Source organism: Streptomyces sp. SID5785 (assembly GCF_009870065.1).
Lineage (GTDB): Bacteria > Actinomycetota > Actinomycetes > Streptomycetales > Streptomycetaceae > Streptomyces.
The window spans coordinates 1-4,006 of sequence record NZ_WWIA01001108.1 but is presented as its reverse complement, the minus strand read 5'-3'; the positions used below and the strand labels follow the sequence as shown (position 1 = coordinate 4,006).

Below are 4,006 nucleotides of genomic sequence, written 5' to 3'. Positions count from 1 at the left end.
GTGCGACTGCAGGACGTCGATCAGGGCGCGGGAGTCCCGCGCCCCGAGCCCGCTGAGCTTCTGCAGGAACGTGCCCAGCACCAGGGCGCGTTCGCCGGTCTCGGGGTGGACGCGCACGACGGGGTGCTCGGTGCGGAACGTGACGGCCGTGAACACCTCGCGGTGCTGCGCGAACTCGGCGGGCGAGGCGCCGGGGCGGGTGGCCGCGTAGTCGTAGTCGTTGGTGTGCACGCCGTGCAGACTGTCGGCGAGCACGCGCAGCGGCTCGGGCAGGCCCGCGTAGGCGGCGGCCGTGTTGGACCACAGGGTGTTGCCGCCGTAGGGCGGGACGACCTCGGCGCGCAGGATGGAGAAGGCGGGATAGGCGGGCACGAACGTGACGTCCGTGTGCCACTGGTTGGCGCGGCCGCCGTGGTCGTTGTCGATGCCCAGGGCGTACCGGCCGTCGACGGACGGCACGGTGGGGTGGGCGACCGGGGTGCCGAGCAGCCGGGCGAACGCCTCGTGGCCGGCCGGATCGAGGTGGTGCTGGTCGCGCAGGAAGACGACCTTGTGCCGCAGGATCGCGGCGCGCAGCGCGTCCGCGGTGGTCCGGTCGAGGTCGCCGCCGAGGCGGACTCCGGAGACGAGCGCGCCGATGCGGCCGCCGATCTTCTCGACGGTGACGCCGGTGGCCGGAGCGGGGCCGGCCGGGCTCGCGGCGGGCGGTGCGGAAGTCATGGGGGAACCCTTCGACGGGCCGCGCGGCGGCGAGTGCCGACGGCGATCGGTGGTGCTGCTCGGGGCGGAGGGAGCACGGCGTGCGGACGTGGCACGGCGTGCGGCGCGGGCACACGGGCGGCGAGCGCCCGGGCGGCCGGAGGTCGGGGAGTGGTCACCCGGCGGGACAGGGACACGCCGCCGAGGCGCAGCGCCCCAGGTCGACGTGGAGCCGCGGAACGAGCACGAGCGTCGCGGTCATGTCCAGGAGCCTGACCGACCGCGTGAGCCCAGGTCAAGGCGGATCCGGCGGGTTTCACACCGCCGTAATGCGGGCGTGGTGGCGCACGGGTGCGTCATGCGCACGGGCGGGGAGCCGCGCCGCGAGCGGGCGCGGGCCCAAGAGGGGGTGCGGCGGGAGGAGTTGCGGCGTGTGCCCGCCCAGCCTGCGAGCACGGGGCGAGGCGAGTAGCGTCACCGGGCATGACAGCGCAGACGCCCGAAGAGACGCCCGAAGAGACCGTGCGCCGCTTGTTCCCGCTTCTCGCCGAGGGGAGGACCGCCGAGGCGGCGGCCCTCTTCGCGGACGCGCTGTCGTTCTCGATCCCGCACCCGCCCGGCATCCCGTGGGTTCCCGAGGTGGACTCGGCCGACGGCATGCGCACCTTCTTCGAGCTGCTCGGCCGGCACGTGGAGGCCAAGGAGATGGAGCTGCGCCAGGTCGTGGCCGCGGGCGACGACGTGGTGCTCTTCGGGCGGATGCGCTCCGAGGTCAGGAGGACGGGGCGGGAGATCGACACCGCGTTCGCCCTGCACACCACGGTCCGGGACGGCCGCATCACCCGCTATCACCTGTACGAGGACACGTACGCCGTCGCGCAGGCCGCCCTCGACGCGTGATCAGCCGCGCAGGGCCGCCTCGGCGACCTCCCAGAGACGGTCGGCGGCCACCGGGTCGAGGGCGTGGCCGGCCACGCCGCCCGGCCGGTCCTCGTCGCCCCGCACCGTGCGGGCCTCCTGGTTGTCCTCGAAGTAGCGCCCCGTGACGCCGTCGAGCAGGGGTGAGGCCGCCAGCAGGACGGACGTGGCGGCGCCCTGCGCCGGGCTCTTGTAGAACGGCAGGGGCGTCAGGTTCCCGTCCGCGTCCATGACCCCGAACGCGCGCATCGTGTCGTCGTCCAGGTGCCGCTGGAGCCGCGTGAGGATGTAGCCCGGATTGAGGGCGTTGGCGGTGATCCCGTCCCCCATCCGGCGGCCGACCCCCACCGCGAGCAGCACCCCGGCGGTCTTGGACCGGCCGTACGCGGTCCACGGGTCGTACGGGCGCCGCGTGAAGTGCGGGTCGGCGAAATCGAACGGTGTGTCGCGGTGGGCCCCGGAGCTGACGACCGTCACGCGGGCGGAGCCGGACGCGCGCAGGGCGGTGTGCAGGCCGGTGACGAGGGCGAAGTGCCCCAGGTGGTTGGTGGCGAGCTGCATCTCCCAGCCGGACGGCGCGAGCACCCGCTCGGGGAGCGCCATGATCCCGGCGTTCGCCACGAGCATGTCCAGCGGCCCGTCCCAGTCCCGGACGAAGCGGTCCACCGAGGCTGGTTCGGACAGGTCGAGAGGGGCCGCGCGCACCGGTCCGGCGCCGGGCAGGGCCGCCAGGTCACGGACCAGCGGCGCGGCCGCGTCCGGGCGCCGCGCCGCGATCGTGACCTCGGCCCCGGCGCCTGCCAGCGCCCGCACGGTCTCGGCGCCGATACCCGAGGCACCGCCCGTGACGACGGCCCGGCGGCCGGAGAGGTCGACGCCCGCGAGCACCTCGCCGGCGGTCGCGCGGTCGGTGAACGGTGTGGTCAGGAGCTTGTCTGTCATACGTCCACGCTAGGGCGCGCCGTCTGGACGCACTATGCTCGAAGGTCCGGATCACTTCAGCGAGCGTCCAGAATCGGCGCCCGGGGGAGTGGAGAACGACGAAGCCGCCGGAGGAGACGTGGACCCCCTCGAAGACGTGCTCACCCTGCTGGACGTGCGCGCCCACCTCTCCGCCGGACTGCTGGCCGGCGGGCGCTGGGCCGTGCGGTTCGAGCCGCCCGAGGGCGTCAAGTTCAACGCGGTGCGGCGCGGCACGTGCCTGCTCGAGGCCGACGGGCTCGACACCCCGCTGCGCCTGGCCGAGGGCGACTGCTACCTGCTCACCGGGCCGCACCCGTTCACCCTGCGCAGCGACCCGGAGGCCCTTGCCGCGCCCGCGGGACCGCTCTTCGCCGCGGCCCGCGACGGCGTCGCCCGCGCGGGCGACGGCGACGGCACACGCCTGGTCGGCGGCCGGTTCTCCTTCGGGGCCCGCGCCCAGGAACTGCTGCTCGACCGGCTGCCCCCGGTGGTCCACGTCCCGGCCGGCACGGCACACGCGCAGACGGTGCGCTGGGCTCTGACCGCCATCGAGAACGAGCTCACGCACCGGCCGATGGCCTCCACGCTCGTCGCGGAACACCTCGCGGTGGTCATGCTCGTCCACGTCCTGCGCCTGGAGGCGGCCCGCGCGCCGCACACCACCACGGGGTGGCTGGCCGGTCTCGCCGATCCGCTCGTCGCCACCGCCCTGAGCGCGCTGCACGCCGACCCGGCGCGTGCCTGGACCGTCGCCGACCTCGCCCGCACCTGCGCGGTCTCCCGCTCCACCCTCGCGGCCCGCTTCAAGTCCGGTGTGGGGCAGGGTCCGTTGGAGTACCTGACTCGCTGGCGCATCGAGCTGGCCGCCCGCCGGCTGCGCGCGAGCGACGCCACCCTCGCCGTGATCGCCCGCGGCGTCGGCTACGGCTCCGAGAGCGCGCTGAGCGTCGCCTTCAAGCGCACTCTCGGCGTCACCCCGGCCGACTACCGGCGCGGGTCCGACGCGCGCGCCGAGCGCGCCGCGGCCTGAGCGCCCACCCGGAGCGCCCCCGACGCGTGCCTATGCTGGGCGGTCCGTACCGCAGCGGAGGAAGAGGCGACCGTGACAGCCGTTCCGGTTCACACGCTCAACGACCGTACGACCCTGCCCGCCGTGGGGCTGGGGACCTATCCGATGGACGACGCGGAGGCCGAGAAGGCCGTGGCCGGAGCCCTGGAGCAGGGCTATCGGCTCATCGACACCGCGACCAACTACCGCAACGAGACGGGCACGGGCCGGGGCATCGCCCGCAGCGGAGTCCCGCGGGACGAGATCGTCGTCACGACGAAGCTCCCGGGCCGCCACCACGGTTACGAGTCGACCCTCGCCTCCTTCGAGGAGTCCCGCGCCCGCCTGGGCCTCGACCACGTCGACCTGTACCTGATC

Annotated in this window: 5 protein-coding genes; 3 read left to right on the top strand and 2 right to left on the bottom strand. The window is 74.7% G+C overall.

Features of this window, described 5'->3' with window-relative positions; genetic code table 11:
• Positions 1-720 (bottom strand): TauD/TfdA family dioxygenase (locus GTW43_RS36070; protein WP_161306194.1); only part of this gene is annotated, 720 nt, incomplete at its 3' end.
• Positions 721-1,182: 462 nt separating this feature from the next.
• Between GTW43_RS36070 and GTW43_RS36065 the strand changes: the two genes are divergently transcribed.
• Positions 1,183-1,599 (top strand): nuclear transport factor 2 family protein, encoded by a 417-nt coding sequence (locus tag GTW43_RS36065; protein ID WP_161306193.1) that lies wholly within the window; start codon positions 1,183-1,185, stop codon positions 1,597-1,599.
• Here GTW43_RS36065 and GTW43_RS36060 read toward each other — a convergent pair whose 3' ends face one another.
• Positions 1,600-2,559 (bottom strand): SDR family NAD(P)-dependent oxidoreductase, encoded by a 960-nt coding sequence (locus tag GTW43_RS36060; protein WP_161306192.1) that lies wholly within the window; start codon positions 2,557-2,559, stop codon positions 1,600-1,602. It lies immediately after the preceding gene.
• Between the two features lie 118 nt (positions 2,560-2,677).
• Between GTW43_RS36060 and GTW43_RS36055 the strand changes: the two genes are divergently transcribed.
• A complete protein-coding gene (locus GTW43_RS36055) occupies positions 2,678-3,610 on the top strand; it encodes an AraC family transcriptional regulator (protein WP_161306191.1) in 933 nt (310 codons plus the stop codon).
• A 72-nt stretch (positions 3,611-3,682) separates the two neighbouring features.
• A partial coding sequence (locus tag GTW43_RS36050) for an aldo/keto reductase (RefSeq protein WP_161306190.1) occupies positions 3,683-4,006 on the top strand: 324 nt, incomplete at its 3' end.

What these genes read in the sequence shown, in the direction of transcription:
- GTW43_RS36065 (WP_161306193.1), top strand. Translation starts at nt 1,183, where the DNA reads ATGACAGCGCAGACGCCCGAAGAGACGCCCGAAGAGACCGTGCGCCGC.
- GTW43_RS36060 (WP_161306192.1), bottom strand. Translation starts at nt 2,559, where the DNA reads ATGACAGACAAGCTCCTGACCACACCGTTCACCGACCGCGCGACCGCC.